18 protein-coding genes, 1 rRNA gene and 1 pseudogene are annotated in these 23,872 nt (G+C 42.7%); all 20 read right to left on the bottom strand.

What is annotated here, in order from left to right; all coding sequences use genetic code 11:
- Positions 1-116: ribosomal RNA gene (locus ACTNBR_RS06600) — 16S ribosomal RNA — on the bottom strand; the annotation flags it as partial.
- Positions 117-764: 648 nt separating this feature from the next.
- Positions 765-1,664: a CvpA family protein gene (locus tag ACTNBR_RS06595; RefSeq protein WP_441017111.1), complete on the bottom strand. Its 900-nt coding sequence runs from the start codon at positions 1,662-1,664 to the stop codon at positions 765-767.
- An 8-nt stretch (positions 1,665-1,672) separates the two neighbouring features.
- Positions 1,673-2,845 carry a DUF5711 family protein gene (locus ACTNBR_RS06590; protein ID WP_441017114.1) on the bottom strand — a complete coding sequence of 391 codons (1,173 nt, stop codon included), beginning with the start codon at positions 2,843-2,845 and terminating at the stop codon, positions 1,673-1,675.
- A 52-nt stretch (positions 2,846-2,897) separates the two neighbouring features.
- The gene (locus tag ACTNBR_RS06585; protein WP_441017117.1) at positions 2,898-4,073 is read right to left on the bottom strand and encodes a LysM peptidoglycan-binding domain-containing protein; all 1,176 of its coding nucleotides are present in this window, start codon (positions 4,071-4,073) and stop codon (positions 2,898-2,900) included.
- A gap of 60 nt (positions 4,074-4,133) precedes the next feature.
- Positions 4,134-4,685, bottom strand: coding sequence for a phosphohydrolase (locus tag ACTNBR_RS06580; protein WP_427820555.1), 552 nt, complete (start codon positions 4,683-4,685; stop codon positions 4,134-4,136).
- Positions 4,686-4,882: 197 nt separating this feature from the next.
- Positions 4,883-5,824 carry a transketolase family protein gene (locus tag ACTNBR_RS06575; RefSeq protein WP_427808045.1) on the bottom strand — a complete coding sequence of 314 codons (942 nt, stop codon included), beginning with the start codon at positions 5,822-5,824 and terminating at the stop codon, positions 4,883-4,885.
- Positions 5,812-6,648, bottom strand: coding sequence for a transketolase (locus ACTNBR_RS06570; RefSeq protein WP_427808047.1), 837 nt, complete (start codon positions 6,646-6,648; stop codon positions 5,812-5,814). Before ACTNBR_RS06570 ends, ACTNBR_RS06575 begins: the two co-directional genes overlap by 13 nt.
- 55 nt (positions 6,649-6,703) lie before the next feature.
- A complete protein-coding gene (fsa, locus tag ACTNBR_RS06565; protein ID WP_427808049.1) occupies positions 6,704-7,360 on the bottom strand; it encodes a fructose-6-phosphate aldolase in 657 nt (218 codons plus the stop codon).
- 217 nt (positions 7,361-7,577) lie between these two features.
- Entirely contained in the window at positions 7,578-8,714 is a 1,137-nt protein-coding gene (locus ACTNBR_RS06560; protein ID WP_441017120.1) for a LacI family DNA-binding transcriptional regulator, read from the bottom strand.
- A gap of 55 nt (positions 8,715-8,769) precedes the next feature.
- A complete protein-coding gene (recR, locus tag ACTNBR_RS06555) occupies positions 8,770-9,366 on the bottom strand; it encodes a recombination mediator RecR (protein WP_427808053.1) in 597 nt (198 codons plus the stop codon).
- A 24-nt stretch (positions 9,367-9,390) separates the two neighbouring features.
- Positions 9,391-9,744, bottom strand: a complete 354-nt coding sequence (locus ACTNBR_RS06550) for a YbaB/EbfC family nucleoid-associated protein (protein WP_427808055.1) — start codon at positions 9,742-9,744, stop codon at positions 9,391-9,393.
- 56 nt (positions 9,745-9,800) lie between these two features.
- Complete coding sequence (dnaX, locus tag ACTNBR_RS06545) at positions 9,801-11,366, bottom strand: DNA polymerase III subunit gamma/tau (RefSeq protein WP_441017123.1); 1,566 nt, start codon at positions 11,364-11,366, stop codon at positions 9,801-9,803.
- A 20-nt stretch (positions 11,367-11,386) separates the two neighbouring features.
- On the bottom strand, positions 11,387-12,463 hold the full coding sequence (locus ACTNBR_RS06540; RefSeq protein WP_427808059.1) for a 6-phosphofructokinase: 1,077 nt from the start codon (positions 12,461-12,463) through the stop codon (positions 11,387-11,389).
- Between the two features lie 118 nt (positions 12,464-12,581).
- A complete protein-coding gene (locus ACTNBR_RS06535; RefSeq protein ID WP_427808061.1) occupies positions 12,582-13,445 on the bottom strand; it encodes a methionyl aminopeptidase in 864 nt (287 codons plus the stop codon).
- A gap of 36 nt (positions 13,446-13,481) precedes the next feature.
- On the bottom strand, positions 13,482-15,992 hold the full coding sequence (locus ACTNBR_RS06530; RefSeq protein WP_441017126.1) for a hypothetical protein: 2,511 nt from the start codon (positions 15,990-15,992) through the stop codon (positions 13,482-13,484).
- The gene (locus ACTNBR_RS06525) at positions 15,985-17,136 is read right to left on the bottom strand and encodes a class I SAM-dependent methyltransferase (RefSeq protein ID WP_441017129.1); all 1,152 of its coding nucleotides are present in this window, start codon (positions 17,134-17,136) and stop codon (positions 15,985-15,987) included. Before ACTNBR_RS06525 ends, ACTNBR_RS06530 begins: the two co-directional genes overlap by 8 nt.
- A gap of 140 nt (positions 17,137-17,276) precedes the next feature.
- Complete coding sequence (locus ACTNBR_RS06520; protein ID WP_441017132.1) at positions 17,277-19,877, bottom strand: sensor histidine kinase; 2,601 nt, start codon at positions 19,875-19,877, stop codon at positions 17,277-17,279.
- A gap of 15 nt (positions 19,878-19,892) precedes the next feature.
- Positions 19,893-20,588: a response regulator transcription factor gene (locus ACTNBR_RS06515; RefSeq protein ID WP_427808069.1), complete on the bottom strand. Its 696-nt coding sequence runs from the start codon at positions 20,586-20,588 to the stop codon at positions 19,893-19,895.
- A gap of 521 nt (positions 20,589-21,109) precedes the next feature.
- Positions 21,110-21,863: pseudogene (locus tag ACTNBR_RS06510) on the bottom strand (flotillin family protein); the annotation flags it as partial.
- A complete protein-coding gene (locus ACTNBR_RS06505) occupies positions 21,857-23,707 on the bottom strand; it encodes an ATP-dependent nuclease (RefSeq protein WP_441017281.1) in 1,851 nt (616 codons plus the stop codon). The gene ACTNBR_RS06505 and the pseudogene ACTNBR_RS06510, both read right to left, overlap by 7 nt.
- Positions 23,708-23,872 lie beyond the last annotated feature (165 nt).

Genomic DNA, 23,872 nt, shown 5'->3' with positions numbered 1-23,872 from the left:
CCACTCAGTCACATTCTCTTTCTTCCGAAGAATCAATCCAATGTGCTTCGTTCGACTTGCATGTGTTAGGCACGCCGCCAGCGTTCATCCTGAGCCAGGATCAAACTCTCGCATAAAAAAGTTAGGTCTGGTCTTTTCAGACCTTACGGTTTATGCGCTCCGTGCGTTCTTGGTGAGGTCCTTTCGAACCTAGAACCATCGGAGCTTCATTGTTTGTATCCAGTCCAGAATCGCTTGGCAATTCTGTTCCTTCTTACTGTTTTTAGGTTTGTTAAATCTGTCGATTCAACCGTTCTTGAAAAATCTCTTAAAGAATTTTCAGGGTTGTTGTCTATTGTTTAGTTATCAATGTTCTTTCTTCTCTGTCTCGCGACAGCTATATTAGACTATCACATCTTCAAGCTTCTGTCAAGACTTTTTTATTTTTCTTTTTTGCCGATCCGTTCTTCGGAACTCTGTTCTTCAGAGCGACAGCTTAAATAGGTTATCACATCTTTCGACGTTTGTCAACAACTTTTTTCTTATCAGACTTCTGCATGCCGCCCCCTGGCCTCTGTCTCAGCCCTTTCGGAAATCAGTTATGACCCGCTGCCCGGCCCCTCATTTCTGATTCCTGTCCGGTCAACGAGTCATATCTTACCACTTACTTCCTTAATTGTCAATGTTTTTTCTCTTTTTTATTTTTTTCATGCAATTCAGATAGTTTAATATAGATTTTTCCAGTTACATTATATATTTTTTTATAACCGTATAATTTCCTGTATCTATCTAAATACAGTTATTAATTTCATTATGTAATTATGTTCGTATAATAATGTCAGAAATTCATCTTCACGAATCATTCCCATAAGTGTTTTTCCAATCTCAGTCGTATATAATAATGTGATTCCTACAAAAATAAACCCAACAATAATCAAGGAAATAGATGCACCTACAAGCATTCCTGCCAATCTGTTCAGGATTCCCAGAACCGGCAGCTCAGTAACGAAGTCCAAAGCAAATACGATTGCTCTTACAACGATTGTCACAATAACAAATGTTCCCAAAAAGGAGATAATATCAATAACCAGCTTAGCAAAATATTTGCTGATATATTCCATGAAAGTAGTGGCTCCCAATGCACGATAAACTTCGCTGTTGTTATTGCTCAAAAGCAATTCTTTAAACACATCCGGAATATCGGATCCCTCAATTGCCGCAATCTGAGCCTGGCGCGGTATCTCCGCATCATTCAGAATTTCCGCTGCTTTTTCCTGCGTATGTCCCTCCAGAATTCCTGCGGAAATTCCATATTTTGCGAGATCCTCACCCGATACCTTTCCATCCACAATATCCTGCACTGTAATTCCCGCCGTCGCCAACTGTTCTTCTGTAACTCCCGCTCCAGCCAGTACTGCTCTCACCTGTTCTTCCGTCAATCCCTCTTCTGTCTGTCCTCCGGAAATTAATTTTGTAACAGTATGAATGCATTGTTTTTCCAACATTTCATCCACCGGAGTAAGGGAAATGACTGCCTTACTCACATAAGGCGTAGCAACAAATACCACCGCAATCGTAAAAAGCGTCGCAACTAATGACACCGCAATCCGAACGGCCCCTCTTACAAATCCGACAAGTACTCCTACTAATAAGATACCAACAACTATAATCAATAACCAATTCATACGCACTCCTATTTCACCAGACGAATTTCTTCTATACCATCGGCGTTCATCACTAAGTATTTATTTATTCCCTGAAGTGGCAGGATCTCCATAATCTCTTTATCCATCTCCCCTTCAAATTTTTTTACCCCAAGTTCAGAATAAATCAAACTCTTCTTTCCATCATACATGATAACATTGCCATTTGAAACTTTAATATTACTGTACTCCCCTTCAAAATCTCTGGACAATGCCAGATTACCGGACATATTATAAAGTCTCAGTTCATAGCCTTCTGTTCCCACATTTTGTAATATAAATCCAATATATTCTTTATCATAGAAAACACTTTTTATTTCTTTTTCAATTTCCACTGTTTTTGACAATTCCGGCTGATTTGTACCTCTGTAAATCAAGAACGCCCCATCACCGATAAGGACTGATGTTTTATTGTTTGCGAAAAAAGATACAGGAATTACCTGGTTTTTATAAATCTCTTCTGCCACCGGCACACCGTATTCTTCGTCAGTATTTGCAAAATCATAATACGCCACTCGAGTCGCCTCTACTCCATCTACTACGCATAAATAAGAAATCTGAAGTATCGTTCCATTCGGCGAAAGCGACATCCCGATTGGATAACCTTGTCCACTCAAGGAAGTTCTGTGCTCAACCAGTACATTCCCTGCCGCATCATAACACACTACTTGCGGTGTACTCTCATTTTTGAGCAGTACACTTACAATTCCATTTTCCGAAATTGCGAACTGTTCTATTGGATAATTTGTGTGAATTTCACCACGAAGTCCTTTCTTATCAAATACATAAATATCATTTCCTCCTCGATCTGCCGTCGCTGCAGAATTGCCAGCTACATGCACCAAAGGATTCTTGATCTGATAAGGCTGATTCCACTGTTCCTCTCCTTTTTTATTCAGAAAAGCAATTCCATCACGACTATACTTCAATACTCCCGTTGAAAACTGCACATAGCTGCCGCCATTATTTCCTCCGCTTCCATACTCCTGCATCACCCTTGTCTGGCCATATGTCTGCACCTCGATCAAAAGAAATGTACTGATAACCGCCGCCAAAATCGTTAAAATCGTCAAAATTCCTTTTCTCCGTATACGGCGTCTGTGCACCTTTATTTTTTCCTGCAGATCCCCCATAGGATCTCGTAACTCTACTATAACTCCCATATCGTGTCCTTTTTCTTTCCGTCATTTATTATATAGTATATCACTTTCTGCTCTAGGGCAGCAATAATTTCTGTCCAATGAAGATCAAATTCCCGTCCTCAAGCCCATTCATCCTGCAGATAGCATCTACATGTCCGATATCACCGTAAACTCTTTTACTGATCTTAGCAAGCGTATCGCCCTTCTGTACAATGTAAATATCTTCACTCATCTCCTGGATCGTACTGGAAGCCGTATTGCCTGCTATATCCGCCTGTGCCCCATCTAAATTTCCTGAAGTACCGTCTGACGTTTCTCCCCCATCCCCTTCTCCCTGATTCTCATTTTCAGGCTGTGCTGTACTTTCTTCTTCTCCGCTCGGATTCTCCGGTTTTTTCTCTTCCATCATAGCTGTGACACTGTCTCCGGAAGCTGAGGCCTCTGTGGTCTCTTCAGTACCAGATCTTTCTTCATTTCTTGCAACACTTTCTTTTATATCTTCCACAGATGACTGAACGGAACGCATTTTATCATAATTATTGATCGTCGTAACTCCCATCACCAATACAACAAGAACCAGAAAGACACTGGCCGCATACATAAATCTGGAATTACGCTTTTGTTCCTGAAACTCAAATCTTTCTTTTACAATATTACGAAACTCCTTTGCAGCCTTATCTTCCACAGCTTCACTGGGAGTCACGCCGATCTGTTTTCTTGCGCTTACCATATAATTCTGCATGGCCGGATTTTTTTCATAATAAATATAATGGCCTCCTATCGGCATCAGCTCACCATATTTATGTGCGAAAAACAACTCATCTGTCCCCGATGGTTCTTTCAAAATCAAAACCGTCCCACTTTTACCAAAATACTGCTCATGCAGTTGCCGCAAATTACTATTTAATACGGCAGGATATCCCGGAAGACTTATGAACCATCCAAGCATCTCTCTTCCACCGAAATACTCACTGCAATCTTCCCGAGCTTTCTCCCATGTCTCCCTTGCGATCACAATATCCATTCCATCAATCCCTATCTCTTCCATACGGACCGCACCGGAAATATACACAACCTCCTGATCATCTGATCTCACTATACGACCGACCAGGAACGCCCCCACCGGTTCCTCATCTGTATTTTCACAAATCTGGCTCAAAAAGGTATCTACATAATCTTCTACATAAATCTTTGGAGTATCACTTACATTTCCTATCTGACGTACGTTTTTGGGAAATCTGTTTTCCATATACTCTCACCTCATCAAAATAATTATTTGGCTTATGATAGCATATGGAAATCAATTATTTTATCGCTTTGTGTCTATCAGATAATTAAAATACTCGACAAGCCGGGACAAATCTCTTCGAATTCTTGTTGTATCTGCATTTTTTCGCCGACTTGTCTCGCATCCTCCACAATATTTGTCTGTCAGGGTCGTAATCCAGGCTTCTCTGGTATGTGGGATTGTAAAAAATGTAACCGGCCACATATGACTTCGTATAATATCACGTTCAATGTCATTCAGATCAAAAAATTTTTCCGCATTCTTCAATGCTGTTTCAGGATGTGTCAGACCGTGAAAATGGTCCCCTGTTTTTCTGGCATGTGTATGCCAATCATATAAAAACAGGTCATGCAGCATTCCTCCTCTGGCCGCCGAACGTGCATCCAGCTTAAAAAAGCGGCACCATTGATAATTATAATATGCGACATGCATGCAATGCTGATAACAATTACTGCTACCGTGGTGCGGATACAATTTCATACGGAGCACCACCGGATGTTCTGCAACATCACGGATACAATCATAGAATTCCTTATTCCATTCACGGCGGAGTTTCTGAAGACGCCCTGCCATTCTTTTTCGGAAAGCCTGCATAATTTCCTCCCTCACTCTTTCCATAAAGAGCTGCATTTTTTGACATTGTTAGTATACCAGAATAGCCGCATTTTCTATAGTATTTTTGATAAATTTAGGAAAAACATAAGATTTGAACGAAAAACAGGCGGTTTTCGTTTTCGAAAACCGCCTGTTTTTCACTTCAGATAAAACAACTATTTTACAAATGCTTTTACTTTTTCATAAATACTGTCAGCGTCCAGACCATATTTCACAATCAGCTCTTTTGCCGGACCAGATTCGCCAAATACGTCATTTACACCGATTTTCAGAACCGGCGTCGGGCAATTTTCAGATAACACGTCACACACAGCACTTCCAAGGCCGCCAATTACAGAATGTTCCTCAACTGTAACAACTTTTCCCGTTTCCTTTGCTGCCGCAAGAATCAGCTCGGTATCCAGCGGTTTGATCGTATGAATGTTGATCACTTTCGCATCAATTCCGTCTGCTGCCAGTTTTTCTGCTGCTGCAAGAGATTCGCTGACCTCAAGTCCGGTTGCAACAATCGTTACATCTTTTCCTTCTCTTAATACGATACCTTTTCCGATTTCAAATTTATAGTCCGGGTTGTCATTAATTACCGGAACTGCAAGTCTTCCAAAACGCATATAAACCGGTCCCTGATGCTCATAAGCTGCAAATACTGCCGCCTTTGCTTCCACATCATCAGATGGGCTGATAACTACCATTCCCGGAATTGTTCTCATAAGAGCAATGTCTTCGTTACACTGATGAGATGCTCCATCTTCTCCCACAGAGATACCCGCATGTGTTGCTCCGATCTTTACATTATTCTTCGGATATCCGATAGAATTACGTACCTGTTCGAATGCACGTCCTGCTGCAAACATAGCAAAGGTACTTGCAAAAGGAACTTTTCCTGTTGTAGCAATACCTGCCGCAACCCCCATCATATTTCCTTCCGCGATACCGCAGTCAATAAAGCGCTCCGGAAACGCTTTCTTGAACACGCCGGTTTTTGTAGCGCCTGCGAGGTCTGCATCCAGAACGACTACATCATCATGTAATTTACCTAATTCTGCCAAAGCATTACCGTAGCTTTCTCTTGTTGCAATTTTCTTTACTTCTGACATAATGCTTCACCTACTTTCTCTAAATCTTCCATAGCGATCTTATACTCCTCATCATTTGGAGCTTTTCCATGCCATCCTGCCTGATCTTCCATGAAGGAAACCCCTTTACCCTTTACAGTCTTGGCAATAATAGCTGTCGGCATTCCCTTGGTAGCTCTTGCTTCCTTGAATGCAGCATCAATTTCATCAAAATTATGTCCGTCAATATTGATTACATGGAAATTAAATGCTTCAAATTTCTTATCAATCGGATATGGTGAATTTACTTCATCAATACGTCCGTCAATCTGAAGGTTATTGTTATCCACAATCACTACCAGGTTGTCCAGTTTTTTGAATCCTGCCAGCATAGAAGCCTCCCATACCTGGCCTTCCTGAATCTCACCATCACCAAGAAGTGTGTATACACGATAGTCATCTCCGGAAAGTTTTGCAGAGATCGCCATACCAACAGCAGCAGAGATTCCCTGTCCCAAAGATCCGCTTGACATATCAACGCCCGGGATATGTTTCATATCCGGATGTCCCTGAAGATAAGAACCAGTATGACGAAGTGTCGTCAGATCCTCAACCGGGAAAAATCCTTTGTGAGCCAGTGCAGAATAGTAGCCCGGAGCAGTATGTCCCTTTGATAATACAAAACGGTCACGGTCCGCTTTCTTCGGATCTGCCGGATCCACGTTCATTTCTTCAAAATATAAATATGTATAAATATCTGCTGCAGATAAAGATCCGCCCGGATGTCCTGATTTTGCAGCATGCACTGCTGTCACGATACTTTTACGGATTTCATTTGCAGTTTTCATAAGTGCTAACTTGTCCATGAAATTTGCCTCCTGATGGAATGTTTATATGAATGTTACTTTCGACCGTTTATACTTACTCTCCAAAAACAGCCTTATAATCAGCCTGGAATTTTGCGATTCCGGCATCTGTAAGCGGATGATGTGTCATCTGTTCAATTACTTTATACGGTACCGTTGCGATATCTGCACCTGCAAGTGCACAGTCAGTTACATGGATCGGATTACGTACACTTGCTGCAATGATCTGTGTATCAATATCACCTGCTACGGCGAAAATCTCTGCGATCTCGCTGATCAGATCTGTTCCACGTACAGAAATATCATCCAGACGTCCAAGGAACGGAGAAACATATGTAGCTCCTGCTCTTGCCGCAAGAAGTGCCTGGTTTGCAGTAAAGATCAGTGTAACATTTGTCTTAATTCCTTCTGCGCTTAAAGCTTTGCAAGCCTTCAGACCTTCTACGGTCATAGGAATCTTTACAACCATATTCGGATGAATCTTAGCGATCTCTCTTCCTTCTGCGATCATTCCTTCAGCATCTACTGTTGTAGCTTTTACTTCTCCGCTGATCGGTCCGTCTACAATAGAAGCGATCTCCGCGATAACTTCTGAAAATACACGTCCTTCTTTTGCGATCAGTGATGGATTAGTTGTTACTCCGCAGATAACACCCATGTCATTTGCTTTTCTGATGTCTTCAACATTCGCTGTGTCAATGAAAAATTTCATCTTTTTCTCCTCCTTAAAATATAAGAAATCTTTTCCGCAATTCGACAGCCTGATTCATTTTTTACTGCCGCCCGGTTTATTTAAATTATATCTCATTCAGGAGAAGTTGGTCAATAGCCTTGTATTTTTATTAATAATTTATTTTATTAATAATCGTAAATTATTAACTACATTTATGTCTTATTTTACTAATCAACCAACTGTTTTACCGCTATTTTCAAGATTTGTCTTTTAATTTATTACTAATATTTTTTGCTTTTGAACTAATTTTAGTTTTTGCATACGAAGTTGTCCCTCTCACGATCAATTTCGGTTCATATTCAACATGATAGGTGCTGATGGGTTGAAATTCTGAAACCTTGCTGTTCTGCGAAGCAATTTTTTTCATAATGATATCACAGGCATCTCTTCCTTTAAAGACCACAAAATGTTCAATTGTTGTAAGCGATACCTTGTGCATCCTTGCAAACAACGTGTTATCGCACCCCATGACCGAAATATCTCCCGGCACTTTGTATTTTTCCGACTGAAGTGCATCCAGAATTCCGAATGCAATCATGTCATTCAACCCTACGATAGCCGTTACATCGTTCTGTTCCCGCAGCAATTCTTTTGTCAGGTCATATCCAATCTTATACTCTGAATCAATATTCGGAACACTCATATCAATTTTCTCATCCGCAGCTTTGATGATCACATTCTGTTTCAATCCTCTCGATTCAAACTCTTTCAGGAATCCTTCCACACGTTTGGACCGCTGCTTCTGCCGGGTTGTGAGCGGAGGAGCGATATATGCGACTTTACGATGCCCCAGTTCCAGAAGATGACGTGCCATCAGACGGCCCAGTTTAGAATTGTCCAATTCTACCGCATCAACATTTAATCGTTCATTCTGATTGTTAACGACCACGATCGGTATGTGTTCCGCAAGTTCTTCTACAAGTTCCATAAAACACCTGCTCGGATTACATGTATAAATTATCCCAAGCGGTTTTAACTCCCACATCATTTTCAGATAACGTTCTTCCATTTTCAGTTCACGCTGCGTATTACAGATGAACAGCCCAAAGCCCTGTTCTTTCGCACGAGTTTCAATCCCCTGGAGAAGCATCACATAATATGGATTTGTCAAATTAGGGCAAAACACAACGATCAGCTTCTCCTTTCGGCTTTCCTTCCGCTTCTTTCTTTTGGGAATCTCATATCCCATTTCCTCTGCAGCCTGTTCCACCTTCTGTATTGTCTCTTTCGAAAAAGAAACATTATATTTTCTGTTCAGCACCATAGATACTGTGGCCTGCGAAACGCCAGCCGCTTTCGCAACATCTGAAGAAGTGACTTTTTTCTTTCCCATGAAGCTCCTTTCCGGAATCATTCCCAAATATCATTTCAGTCTATACTCACTGTTTCTACAATTCAGTACGTCCTTCCAGTGCACGTAATAGTGTGACCTCATCGATATATTCCAGATCTCCGCCTACCGGTACTCCGCTGGCGATCCGACTCACCTTGATTCCGGTTGGTTTAATCAGTTTACTGATATACATCGCCGTCGTTTCGCCTTCCAGGCTGGAATTGGTCGCAATGATCACTTCCTTCACATCTCCTTGAAGACGTGCCATAAGTTCCTTCAGCCTGATGTCTCCCGGTCCGATTCCAAGCATGGGAGAGATCGCTCCATGGAGCACATGATACACACCGTTATATTTTCCGGTTTTTTCATATGCACCCATATCTCTTGTATTTTCCACAACCATAATTGTCTGATGATCTCTTTCTGTACTTGCGCAGATCGGGCACAGCTCCTGATCGGTAAGTGTGCAACATTCTTTACAGTACCGCACATTGTTCCGCGCTTCGACCATCGTATTTGCAAGCTGTTCCACCTGTTCTTTCGGCATATTTATCATATGAAAAGCCAGCCTTGCGGCTGACTTATTTCCGATCCCAGGCAGTCTCGACAGTTCTTCAATCAATTTGGTTATCTGACTGCTGTAATAATCCATGATTTATTCTCCTTGTACGTTCTTTTAGAACATTCCCGGCATTCCTCCGCCTATTCCACCTGTCAGTTTACTCATCGCAGATGCATTGGCGTCCTCAACCTGTCTCAGCGCCTCATTCGTAGCAGCTACGATCAAATCTTCCAGCATCTCAATATCATCCGGATCTACGACTTCTTCCTGAAGTTTTACCTTAAGCACTTCTCTCTTCCCGCTGACAGTAACTTCCACAGCTCCGCCTCCGGCAGTTGCAGTAAATTCCTTTGTCTCCATCTCTTTCGCCTGTTCTTCCATCTGACGCTGCATCTTCTGTGCCTGTTTCATCAGATTTGCCATATTCCCCGGCATTCCTCCACCCGGAAATCCTCCTCGTTTTGCCATAATAATAATCCTCCTTGAATGCTGCAATCTCTTCCCCGACAGTCCTGCTGCCGGTTTTATTCATCTTCAATGGTAATATCCATATGAATCATTTTTTCTATATCCACAAAACTGTCCTCGAAATGCCGCCCTTTTTCAACCTGACGAACTTCAATATCAACCGTTTTGCCGATTTTCTTTTCTATCAATTCCTGAAGTTCCTGCTTATGTGAATCGCTCCCAACCACACTTGCACTGATTTCATCCGGGAGTACGATTAGAAGCTGATTCTGTGCCCCTACACTCAGTCTTGCCTGCTTTAAATACGTTCTCAGCATACCGGATGCTTCATTTGCAATCCCGCGGAAATTAGACACTACCTGCTTTACATCCTCTGCGATTGCCTTCGGAAGCTTTGGTTTCGGCGCCTCTACCGGCGCATCTCCGTTCACATACACCACTCGTTCTCCGGCAGGTGCTGCTGTAATCCCTTCCTCCACCTGCTTCTCCAGAGCGCGAATTCGATCCAGCAAACTGTCCCGGATCGTTTCCATCTGCGGTCTGCACAGCTTGATCAACGTCACTTCCAGCAGAACTCTCTTCTGCGTCGCGTATTTCAATTGATTGGTAAGCTCCGAGAAAATACGGATATAGCGCAAGAGCACTTCATCCTCTATCATCTGTGCTTCTTCTTTAAGCTGCACCAGATTCTCTGTTGATACATCCAGCACATCTTCCATATTATCAGAGCTCTTTACCAGAAGAAGATTTCTCAGATACCAGGTAAAATCCGCAGCGAGCTGCGACAGTTCCCTTCCCTGCATGACCAGTTCATCCACCGTTTTCAGTACTGCTGACACATTCTGAGAAATAATTTCCCGCAGAAGACGGCTGAACACCTCCGTATCCACAGCTCCCAGGACTTCCAGTACATGATCATACGTCAGTTTTTGTCCCAGATAAAACGCAATGCACTGATCCAGAAGACTGAGCGCATCACGCATGGAACCATCCGCCGCTTTTGCCACATACCGGATAGCTTTCTCCTCTACATCTACCTGTTCTTTCTTCATCAGATCCGTCAAACGCGCTGCAATCGTGTCAATCGTAATCCTTTTAAAATCATAACGCTGACAACGTGACAGAATCGTAATTGGTATCTTATGGGCTTCTGTTGTAGCCAAAATAAAAATAACATACTCCGGAGGTTCCTCCAGAGTCTTAAGAAGTGCATTAAATGCCCCGATAGAAAGCATATGCACCTCATCGATAATATAGACTTTAAAACGGCCTTCTGTCGGACGGTAGGAGACCTCTTCCCGGATCTCCCTGATATTATCAACGCCATTATTGGAGGCCGCATCAATTTCAATCACATTCATGGAAGTGCCCGCCGCAATGCTTTTGCACATCGGGCACTCCCCACATGGACTTCCATCCACCGGATGCTCACAATTCACTGCTTTGGCAAATATCTTCGCCACAGTCGTTTTCCCGGTTCCCCTTGTTCCGCAGAACAAATAGGCATGTCCGATCCTCTCTGCCTTTATCTGATTTTTTAATGTTGTAATAATGTGATCTTGTCCCTTCACGTCCTCAAATTCCGTAGGCCGGAACTTGCGGTATAAGGCAGTATATGACATGTTCTTTTACTCCTCAGTTTCTATTCATTTCCAAAACTGATACCGGTCATCCTTGCTTCTTTGATAATATCGGAATTCGGATCAACCATCTTCAGCTTTCCGGCCACCTCAGCAAGCGGCACTTTCTTAATCTGTCCGTTCTTGATTGCCACCATGTAGCCGTAATCTTCTTTCAGAATCAGATCCGCGGCTGCGGCACCCAGACGCGTTGCAAGAACACGGTCATACGGGCATGGTGTTCCACCTCTCTGTGTATGACCCGGTACTGTAATACGTACTTCCTGATCGGTACGGTTCTGGATCTTCTCAGCCAATTCATATGCAACAGAAGGATATTTCTTCTTTGCCTGTTTTTCTTTCAGTTTCTTCTTCGGAAGCGCTGCATCTTCCTCAGAAATTGCTCCCTCCGCCACTGCAATAATCGTAAATCTCTTTCCAGCTTTTGCACGGGCATTGATTGCATTGATAATGGTATCCAGTTTATACGGGATCTCCGGCAAAAGGATAATATCTGCGCCGCCTGCAATACCGGCATGAAGTGTTACATATCCCACTTTATGTCCCATTACCTCTACGATGAATACACGGCTGTGAGATGTTGCTGTGGTATGGATTCTGTCAATCGTGTCGGTTGCAATATCCACCGCACTCTGGAATCCAAACGTCATATCGGTTCCCCAGAGGTCATTATCAATCGTCTTCGGCAGTGTGATTACATTCAGTCCCTCTTCTCTCAGAAGATTTGCTGTCTTATGAGTTCCGTTTCCGCCAAGTACAACAAGGCAGTTCAGATTCAGCTTGTGATACGTATGCTTCATCGCTTCCACTTTATCAATGCCGTCCGGTCCGGGCACTCTCATCAGTTTAAATGGCTGACGGGATGTTCCGAGGATTGTTCCGCCGACTGTCAGAATTCCCGAGAAATCTCTGGAAGTCAGCATTTTAAAGTTGGAATAGATCAATCCCTTGTAACCTTCCTGAAATCCATAAATCTCCACATCATCACGCTTTGAGAAAATCGCTTTTACAACACCTCTCATTGCCGCATTCAGTGCCTGGCAGTCTCCGCCGCTGGTCAGCATTCCTATTCTTAACATTGCTCCTCATCCTTTCTGTCCTTTTAGAGCGTCCGCATACAGATAACGTCTCGCGCCGCCCACATTTCTTTTATTATAACTGATTCTTTCTCCAGAAACAATAGTGGACTCTTTGGAATTATTTTGTAAGGACTTCCGCACCGTCTTCCGTAATCAGCACCATATATTCCACTTGTGCAGAAAGTCCGTCATCCTCCGTATAAACTGTCCATTCATTTTCTTCATCAACAAAGAAATCCGGGCTTCCCTCATTGATCATCGGCTCGATCGTGAAAATCATTCCCGGTACCAGAAGCATCTCGCTTCCCTTCGGGGTCACATAGCTCACCCACGGATCTTCATGAAATTCCAATCCGATTCCATGACCACCGATATCTTCCACCACAGAATATCCGTTCGCCTTCGCATACGTATTGATTGCATCGGCAATATCCCCGAGATGATTCCACGGTTTTGCCTGTGCAAGTCCCAGTTCTACACATTCTTTCGTAACTTCAACCAGTTTTCTGGCACGCTCACTGACATTTCCTATCATAAACATTCTGGAAGCATCTGAAAAATAGCCATCCAGAATCGTTGACACGTCCACATTGATGATATCTCCCTCTTCCAGAATAATGGATTCATCCGGAATCCCGTGGCAGACCTCATTGTTGATTGAAGTGCAGACACTTTTCGGAAATCCCTGATAATGAAGCGGAGCGGGAATTCCTCCATGCGACACAGTAAAATCATAAACAAGGCGATCGATTTCTTCTGTACTCATTCCCGCATGAATGTGTTCAGCCACATGATCCAGCACTGCCGTATTCAGCCGGGCACTCTTTTTAATTCCTTCAATCTGTGGAATCGTCTTCAAAATATCACGAGTCGGCACAATCTCTCCTTTTTCCTCATGATATGCAATCCTCTCCTCAATGGCAAGATGGCATTTTTTGTATTTCTTACCGCTTCCGCACCAACATAATTCATTTCGTTCCATATGATTCATATTATTACCTGACTTTCTTATTTTTTACTATTTCACATAACCGATAAATGTATTTCCGCTAGCTCCGACCTTGCTTTCCATTTCTGCAAACGTAACAGAGTATCTCTTCCCGTCCGCCGGATCCAGATATGCAATATTCGTTTTATTATATCCGATGACCAGCACTGTATGCCCATTCTCAAACATCGCAATAACTGGTGTCTCACGGCTGATCGTATATAGGATCTCTTCCGTTGTACATCCGGTCAGGTCCAGCCCCTCCCCTCCGATATACGTACTGAGAATCGTTTCCGGAGATTTCCCATCATTCAGCTCTTTCACCACATCAGCTGTTTTTCCCTCTTTTTGAAGCATCTGCTGCAAGCAGGCAGCCATTGCGGTTTCGCCCTCTTCCATCTGGAATTCCGTCATATTCTCCACCTCATACACGGAAGGCCAGTTTCCTCTTTCCCAAACATACGCCTGTCTAGAGGAAACCGCAACACCGTTCACTTCATTGGCTTTTATCACAGCATAACTTGCGCGTTCATAAACTCCCTGCAATTCTCCAAGCGCATATACATAATACTTGCCATCCATCGTTGACTCATCAAACCGAATCGTCATCGACTTATCGAACAATACCTGCTTTGGCTTGAGGAGCTTGGCATTACTGTCTTTGATTCCGTCTTCATAAGTCAGACGCATTACTTTCTGCCGCGTATCTTCTGTATAGGACTCCAGTTTAATGTTACTCTCTGCCTGTTCTTCGTTATTTGTGATATAATCCGGAGTGATCGCCATATAAATATTTCCGTTTTTCGCTACCCGGTTCAGCTGCAGCATATTATCATTAATATAGCCATCCAGCAAATACACATCAGCCACTTCATATGTCTTCACAATTTCCTGTTTCTGGTTGATAATCTGCAGCTTATACATCGGGTACACAGACTGACCCGCAAGTGTCTGTCCTCCGTCTTCTGACTTAAGCGTTCCATATGCAAAATCATCCTTAATAAATCCTACTGGTTTCAGATATTCACCATTTTCCGCATCAATTTCAAAAGAATCCCCAGTCTGCAAATTCAAAACCGTAATCTTTTCCGATTCATTTACTTTACCGCCGATTCCCTGATACGCAAGCAGATGCCCGTCTTGTGAAGCCGTATACTGTCCGTTTTCAAGCCCTCGAACAAGGACTTCCCTGGTATCTTCTTCCATGTCAACGCTGTAAAGGGTTCCATCCATCATCACATAAAGCATTTCGCTTTTATTGCTGTAGTACACATATTTCCCGAGCTCTTCTTTCATGACATAATAGCCTTTACTGCTTGGAACAAACGCTTTCTCTGCCACCGAATTCTTCTCACTGTCAAAATAGTATACCGCAACACCGGTCTCTCCTTCATGTGTCCCCCGGTTCATATATCCCGACACGGTAAATGTTGTATTTCCCACTTGATCCACCGATACAATATGAATTTCATGGCGGTCATAAAAGTTACGAATATCTACATTCTCTGCATCTGCAAAGCTGAATACCAGCGACATCTCATCGGCATCTTTGTCATAATTCCAAAGTTCATTATTCTGCACGAAAGAAACAATTGTTCCCTCTGAATTAATCTGATATTCCAGATCCACAGGTGCGATTCCCAGCAGGATTCCCTTACTGCCAAGTGCCTTCGTTGTACCGTCAAAATTCTGAGTCATTGTTCGATTATAATCCATCAAATACTGCTTATCCCCCACAACTCTGACGCGGAAGAATTCCTTCACTGTATACAATGCCTCCGGATTGTCACTTACCCCGGCACACCTCACACGATAGGTCAATAAGATGGAAGTATATGTCTCATTACACTCTTTCACTTCCCACAACACATCTCCAGCAACCTGAGGCCTTAGTTCTCCCCATACTACATGATTCAAATCCGAGTGAATCGTAACTGTCTGATAAGTAGAAACCGCACCGTCCGATGTCGTCTCCAGATAGGGCTCCAATTCATCTGTCTGCTCTTTCTTCATGGCCCGCTCATGAAAAGTATTTGCAAAATCCAGACATGTTTTATAATTGCATCCTTCCTGATTTCGAATTCTTGTATAATAATATACATCCTCATTTTCCAGATGGAGGGTCACCTTAAGTACACGTTCTTCATCCAGTATTCCATCGCCCTTTAACTTGAGTGTTTCCACATCACCAATCTCTTTTAACGTCTCCTGCTGCAGACATTTTTCGCCGTCCAATGTAAATACCTGCCAGGTCATCTTCTGAACCTGATTGTCATATTTTTCGAGATGCAGTTCTATCTCACGATTTTCCACCGGAGTGAGTGTATCGCGCATTGATGGAATCTCCATGTCATTCTTATACCCAGGAATGGAATTAATTTCATACCCTTCCGTCACAAATGAAATTCTCGGCAATGTTGCACCATCCATATCAGCGCTCATGTCCGTATTCCCACGATTGGTCAGATAACTGAACACAATCACTGCCATGATAAACACGGCAGTAAGAACACTTGCGCGCACCGCTATTTTTTTAATCATATATTTCACCCTTTAATAATTTTCCCAACGTAGGCTGAACATGCAGCATTTTCTCGCATGCACAGATTGCCTCATCATTGTCTCCCCGTTTTCCCGTATATACGGCCCGTATCAATATATTCTTCGGCGTATGTTCCATATCGATAAATTCCAGAATCTGTGTATCATACCCTTCCCTTTTTAAATACTCCGCACGGAGCGAATCTGTCACAAGTGCCGCCATCCGTTCTTTAATCAGCCCATAGGAAAACAGCGGCGCAAGCACTTCATTTGCCATTTGCCCATTGAGCTCATGCTGACAGCAAGGAACCGAAAGAATGACTTTGGCTTTCCATCCCACAGCTTTCGCAAGCGCAAAATCCGTCGCTGTATCACAGGCATGAAGCGTCACAACCATATCTACCTCGTCGCTTCCGGTATAATCTGCAATATTTCCTTCCAGGAACTTCAGTTTCTTGTATCCATATTTTTTTGCAAGCTGATTACACGCTTCGATCACATCTGTTTTCAGATTCAGTCCAATGATACGGATGTCATATCCATTCAGCTCGTGCAAATAGTAATACATCGCAAAAGTCAAATATGATTTTCCACAGCCAAAATCCAGGATCGTCACTTCTCTGTCCTTTGGCAGCTGTGGCAGAATATCTTCAATAAACTCCAGGAAACGATTAATCTGGCGAAACTTGTCGAACTTCGTACGCACGATTTCTCCCGTCTTCGTCATAACTCCCAGATCCCGCAGAAAAGGAACCGTTTTCCCTTCTTCCAGAATATAGTGCTTCGCACGATTGTGCGAATAATTCACTTCTTTCACTTCAGCAGTCTGCAGTCTCTTCTGTATCGTCATCTTGCCTTTCTTACTAACAAGAACCTGATAGCGGAACTGCCTTGTTTCCATCTGCATCTGCTTGAAAACTTTCATCTGGTTTTCCACATATTCCGAAGTCGCTTCCGCCTCCAGATTCAGATGAAACGCCTGATTGTTCCTGTATTCTTCACATTGAAAAAGCAGTCTGTCCTGCTTCATGACCGGACGTATTTTAACCTTCACCGTCCCATCTTTTTCCCGCGGATTACTGAGCACCGCAGAAACAAAATCTATATTAAAACTTTTATCCAAAACTGATTTTAATGTATCCATAATATACTCCTCTGAATCATAGTCGAAGATACCCTAATATTGTAAAACGGAAATGTTGGAAACGCAAGGGGTTTTCACATGAATAAGGAGCCCGGCTTGCGCCGGGCTCCCGCTCTCTGAAAGGTTTCACATTTTCTAACTTATTCTGCTTTCGGAAAACAGATCAACACTTTAAACAAATCTCCATCCAGATATAATTCAAAAGTACCTCCCTGTAATTCTGTAAGATTCTTTGCTATCGATAATCCCAGACCGCTTCCTTCCGTACTTCGTGAAAGATCTCCCCTGATAAAACGCTCTGTCAACTCATCCGCAGAAATATTCAAAGGCTGTTCTGACACATTTTTCAAAGTAAAGCGGATCTCCTGTCCCACGGTCATCAGATCAACATACACTCTGGTGCCCTCCATCGCATATTTTGCCGCATTATTGAATACATTAAATAATACGCGCCACATTCTTCTGCCATCCGCAAATATAATTGCCGGTTCCTCCGGAAGATTCACAACCAAACGAAGGTTCCTGTCTGTAAATTTTTCTTCCAGCTCTGCGTAGGTCTGATTGACCAACTCGACCAGATTCAGATTCATTTTCTCCAGTTTAATGTTACCGCTGCTGACCTTGGAGGCTTCCACTACATCTTCCGTCAACGTTTTCAGACGAAACGCTTTTTCTTCCAGAATCTGAAGATAATTCTGTATCTTCGGATCCTCGAAATTCTCACGTTTTAAAAGTTCCACATAATTGATGATGGAAGTCAGAGGCGTCTTGATATCATGCGAAACATTGGTGATCAGATCCGTTTTCATCCGCTCATTTTTCATACTTGCTTCCAGCGCACGATCCAACCCGTCTCCAATCTTATTAATCTGTTCCGCCACTCCCCGCTGCTCACCGCTCAATCCTTCCAGTGGAATCTGATAATCAACCTGTCCCTCCGCAATTGCAGACACTCCTTTTCTGATTCTATTGCGTCCGAGTGTCGAACGAACCACTACAACAAGCGCCACCGCTTCCGCCGCCAGCATGACGATGAGCCAGAAAGGTGCTTGCCACGCCCAGCCGACAGCAAACCAGTGAAGCAGAGTAAATACTCCAAATCCGACCAACGTCCCCCACAAAGCATTGATATTGGAAAACATCATTTTTATAAACCTGCATATCCAGCAGAAAAGGCTGTTTTTCCAGATCGTATGTGCTTTGATTCTTCTTGTCATTCCAAACCACAAGATCGAAACTGCCGCGCAGAGCAGCATAAAAGCCATGCCCAACAATATGACACTGTCCCACGTCCACAAAATATATCCATTGGAAATTGCATAGGATGTCGAACTGGTGGTTGTTGATGTCGTATAATGATAATATCCCTGACTAAAGATAGAATCACATACATAAGCAACAGCAGTTACAGCCAGGGCACATGCACCTCCCACAATCACAATGAAAATTTCCGTCTTCATTCTGTCTATCGTAAGAAGGCAGACTCCCTCCTCACGGTTGGAACGGCCGGATATGATTGTAAGCCACGTCAGGCAAATCAAAAAAATAATTACCGCTGTTATTCCGATTCCAAAGACCGTCCTGTAAACGGGAGCATATTCACTATACACTTCATTTTCCTGGTAAAATTGGTCCTGAACCGGATATGTAGTATCAACCGCAAATGCACAAACATAATCATTAGTCCGTACAAAAGACGAAATCACACTTTTCCATACCGTTGCCGATTTCTTCATATTACTTTCAAACTCAGCAAGTTTTGGCGTAACAACAACATATTTTCCATATTTCTTGATGTACTCAATGCCCTCTTTCCAATCTGACATTCTCAAAATCTCTGCCCTATTGGAATAGATTTTTCCTGTTTTTCTGTCCACCAGCAAATAATAAAGATTCGAATTTCCTTCCGACCATTCATTCAGGATCGTCCGGCAGTTATCCACTTCATTATTAATCTGATCCACCGCTTCTGCGATTGCCTCCATCACTTCACTCAGTTTTCCATTCCATCTCGGATCTGTATTCACCAGTTCCACCAGATTTGATACTCCCAGCGGTTTATATGTTTCTTCTACCATGTACCCGTCGTATAGCCAAAAGCTGGTAAATGCAATTCTCCCATCACTGTCGAGCAGATTTTTGTATAGGCTCTCATAGCCTACCTCTCCGTTTAACAGTAATCCAAATATCTCTTCCTGTGTTTCGTACCCGAAGCTCTTTGCTTCTTCTATCGTAGAAAATCTTAGTGATCCATCCTCAAGCATTTTCTGAAATTCATCCTGGTAAAAATACTGGTATGTACCATCTTCACGCTTACAGACTATGATTTTTTTATCGATATCCGCTGTCGCCCCATAGTTTCCATATACCCCGGTTATCCCCCATTCATACAAATCACCAAGCCTATATGCCAGACCGCTTTTATTCTCACCCGAGATTGTTTCATCATCCAGGAATTCTCTGAGGTCTACCGTCTTATTTTCATCATAGACTCCTTCTGTTTCGAATTCTTCCATTCTGGGTTCAGCCCAGATTATGTCCGATGCAACTCCCTGAAGCTGTTCTTCAAAAGCTTTGGAGTCTTCGTATTTCTGCTCCGGTTTATCCAAAATCGCCGCCATACCGCCATTCATATAACAAGTCATCATCCACACAAGACAGACCGCCGCAGTTGACGCCATCAGATGTTCCAACACAAGAAGAACTCCCTTACATGGCGCACTCCTATACCATTTATTCATACTGTCGCCTCCTGATTATATTTTTTCCACCTTATACCCTACACCCCAGACGACTTTAAGATAGCGAGGTTCCTTTGGATTAATCTCTATCTTTTCACGAATATGCCGGATATGTACCGCAACCGTATTATCTGCGCCGATCGCCTCTTCATTCCAGATACTTTCATAAATCTGATTGATTGAAAATACTTTTCCTTGATTTTTGACCAGTAAAAGTAGAATATTATACTCAATAGGAGTTAATTTGACTGTCTCACCATCCACGGTCACCCGCTTTAAATCATCCCGGATGACCAGTCCTCCGGTTTTAAATTCATATTTGCTGTCTTCTTTTGATGTACTTCCAAGCTGGGTATAACGACGCAACTGAGATTTCACTCTTGCAACCAATTCAAGCGGATTGAACGGTTTCGTCATATAATCATCCGCACCGATATTCAGTCCCAGAATCTTATCTGCATCTTCCGACTTCGCTGATAAAATAATGATCGGCAGACTCATCTCTTCCCGAATCTTTAAGGTCGCCCTGATTCCGTCAAGACGCGGCATCATGACATCTATAATCAGAAGATCCACTTCCTTTTCCTTTAAAACTTTGATTGCTTCTTCGCCATTATAGGCTTTTAGCACCTGATATCCCTCCTGAGTCAGGTAAATATCGATCGCATCTACGATATCTTTATCATCGTCACAAACTAAAATTGTAGACATATTCATCACCTCCTCTACAGTATACAAGATTATCAAAGATTTTTTAAGAGCATGCGGGGAGTTTTCTTAATTTTCATTTAAGAAATTTTCGATTTCTTTTAGAATCTACTCATACTTTAGACACATTTTCAGTATATACTTAGAGTCAGATAGTTGATAACACAACTATCTCCCCCCTCATAAAGTAAGCGCAATCGGGGATTCCCGATTGCCGCACTTTACTCTCATTCCTTTAGATAACGATAAAGAAATCCGCCAGTCCCCATGACTGGCGGATTTTCTTTATTCATTATCATTCTTGTCACTGTTTTCAGCTATTTTCGCCCCGGCAAATCCTGCCAGCACTGCCTGCAGATCAATTCCTGTGGATTCTTTGAGTCCATCCGTCACCTGATTCAGAGTTCCCATAATATCTTTCATCAGTTTTGCGGAATTTCCTTCACCGTACATCGTAATCTTATCAACTTTTGCGAGTGGTTCCGCATTGATCTGCGCTTCTTTTGACTCTCTGTCAGCCTCCGCCTTTACAACTGCTTTTTCTTTCTGTGCTTTTGCAATTGCATTGGCAATCTCCAGTTCGGAACTTACCTGTGCATCGTTCGCCTCTTTCTTGGCGATCGCCTGAGCCCGGGCGATTTCTTTTTCACTTTCTGCTCTTGAAATCGCCGCATTTTTCTGGATCTTAACGATATTATCCACACCAAGGTTCTCAATGACGCCATTCTCATCCACAAAATTCTGCACGTTAAAGCTGACAATATCAAGTCCCATCGCCGCAAGGTCCGGCTCGGAGTTCTCTTTTACAAGTGTCGCAAATTTCTGGCGGTCTGAAACCATTTCCTCCAGATTCATCTTGCCGACGATCTCACGCATGTTACCTTCCAGAACTTCTCTTGCAACCTGCTTGATATAGTCTGTCGGCTGATTCAGGAAGTTCTGAGCCGCCAGTCCAAGTCTCTGTTCATCATCACTGATCTTCACATTGACGACCGCATCGACCCGGATGTTAATATAATCGGCTGTCGGAACCGCACTCGATGTCTTCACATTGATTGGAATCAACTGCAGATTCAAAGCATCCTTCTTTTCAAGAAACGGAATCTTGATGCCTGCTTTACCGATCAGGACTTTTGGCTGTTTCCTCAGACCGGAAATGATAAATGCCGTATCGGGAGATGCTTTCACATACTCTGTAGCCAAAAACAGAACAAGGATTACCACGACCACCGCAACAGGAATAATCACACCTGCCATTTCAATAATTTCACTTAACATTTTCGATTTTCAAAATAGATAAATCGGTCTATCGCGTCAAGAATGTCTTCAAAATCCTCTCTCGGTGCCAGATCGATATATTTTCCAAGGATTTCTTCCTCTCGGTCCTTGTACCTTCCATAGAAAATATCGTAAAGATTATGTCCCCGCATATGGATCCGAATCTCTTCCATATGATCTTTCACATCCTGCACACATATAAGATCATGTCCGATTACTTCCCGAAGCTTTTTGCCGCTGGAAAGGCGATACAAATATTCCTTCCATTTTACGAGGAACGCTTCATAAAACGCTTCTTCCGAATCAACGATCCCGATCTTCGCCATAATACAGGGATTAAAGAAATAATTTTCAAAAGAATAATACTTCAAAATCAGTACATTTTTCTCTGTCACGCGCGGCAGTCCGTCTGCGTCCTCCAGATTGCGTTCTTCATAATAACGACACAAACTGCGCTTCAGCTTTTCACTGTCTTTGCCGTCTCCATCACGGATCATAAGGAACGAATCTTTCAGATAAATCTGGTTCATATATTTTAAATTCGCATACGTCTTGATGTTTGTGCAGCTGTTCGTTGTAATAATCGCAACTCTGGAGAGCTTTCCCTGTTCATCATATATCTCGGAATAGTATTTTCTGAGAAGAAGCGGCAGACGGCTTTTGTCCTGCTTTCCTTCCACGATGAATACAAAATCCACGTTCATCAGATCATTTGCCGAGTATCCCAGGTCATTCAGCACCGCACTGATATCCGTCTTCTCTTTCACCTGCGAAAATCCGTCCTCATCCTCTACAATCTGGCGAATCTGACGATTGTTGAAATTGGGAAGTAGGTTCGGAGAATGTGTGGAAAACATGACCTGCTTTTGTTTTGCCAGCCGATACAGAATATCTCCACTTACTTTCTGGAGCTGTGGATGCAGGAAGATTTCCGGCGTCTCCACGATCACAATGCATGGGAGCGCATTCTCATCATCCAGTCCTGTTTCCAAAAGGGAAAGCATGTAAATACTCCTCATCCCTTTGCCCATGTGTTCCGCCGGATGTGTTTCATTCCTGGATTTTCCCCGTATCTCGGCAGTCACCTGCAGCATACGTTCCACGTCACGATTCATAGAATAAATAATCTCCGCCTGTCCGCCGTTTTTGCGGAAATTCTGATTCACTTTTCTCGCAAATGCATCCAGATTCAGCTGGTAAAGCTTATAATCCAGAAGCTTAGCCGCCTCAAACGCATTCATTTCTTCCGGCGTTTTCTGATTGATCAGTCCGATACATGAAAAACAATGTGTACACTTCTTGGCGCGTTCAAACATACAACAATCCGCACGCATCTTCTTGAGCAGTTCATCCTCCTGAAGCAGAAGAATATCATCCTGAAGCTGCCTGAGATTTCTCTGTGCATCTACGTGATAAATTCTCGGAAATACCTCTAAAATATAAGGGTTATTCTTCTTCACACCATCACTATAACGTATCTTTCCATCCCGATTCGCCACAAACTCAAAGTCCACTTCACCGTCTTGAAAAGAAGGCAGTTTTTTGCAGAAATCCTGAAACCAGATATCATATCTTCTGTACTGACTTACAATGCCGTTCTGATGAAGTACATGCAAATCTTCTTCTGTTATCTCAAGCGTCATAAATATTTCAATATTCGGGAAGTCTTCCTGAAAATCTTCCGTACAGATCTGATAGGTCCCGCCCACTGCACAGACGGCCTCCAGTACTGCTGTCTTTCCGGTATTATTCTTTCCCACCAGAATTAATGCATTTTCAATCTCTTTGATGTACATATTACGGATAGATTTGAAATTTTTAATCCGAAGATTGGTAATCCTCATATGCAGCACCTCCACATCGCTATTTGCCTTTATCTTATCACAGCAAAGAATAATTAAGACATTTTTTGTAGCTTTCTTAAGAAGTTTTTTATATTTTTTCGATTTCTTTAATGGTCTCATCACATTTTGGACATATTTTCAGGGTATACTAAGTACCAGATAGTT

Source organism: Bariatricus sp. HCP28S3_F11 (assembly GCF_052065395.1).
Classification (GTDB): Bacteria; Bacillota; Clostridia; order Lachnospirales; family Lachnospiraceae; genus Allocoprococcus.
This window is presented reverse-complemented; position numbering and strand designations above follow the sequence as displayed.